The sequence below is a fragment of the Pseudoalteromonas sp. S3776 genome (assembly GCF_005886915.1).
Classification (GTDB): Bacteria; Pseudomonadota; Gammaproteobacteria; order Enterobacterales; family Alteromonadaceae; genus Pseudoalteromonas.
Genome location: NZ_PNCU01000257.1, coordinates 1 through 250, shown reverse-complemented (window position 1 = coordinate 250; position 250 = coordinate 1). Strand labels below are relative to the sequence as shown.

The 250-nt window shown below is 45.2% G+C and carries 1 protein-coding gene; it reads left to right on the top strand.

The features are described 5' to 3' along the window. Positions 1–21 precede the first annotated feature (21 nt). The coding region (locus CWC16_RS19825) for a hypothetical protein (protein WP_138542721.1) at positions 22–250 on the top strand (229 nt) is incomplete at its 3' end.

The following is a 250-nucleotide window of genomic DNA, read 5'->3' as shown; positions in this document are numbered from 1 at the left end:
AAATCTCTGGGCCGCTACTTTATGTCGCAGTCTGACGATGCCAAAACGGATGTAGAAGACAGTTGGTTGCAGAAGGTGAATCATGAGAATGAAATGCTACTGAGACTTTATCAGGAGCAACCCATGAACTGGTTGAGTTCAGAATATTCAAGCTGGAATGAACTGTTTCTGGAAACGATTGATGAAGTGGTCGTGAATTTGGGGGGTGTGGATAAGTTATCTGAAGCCACATGGGGACAGCGCAATACGG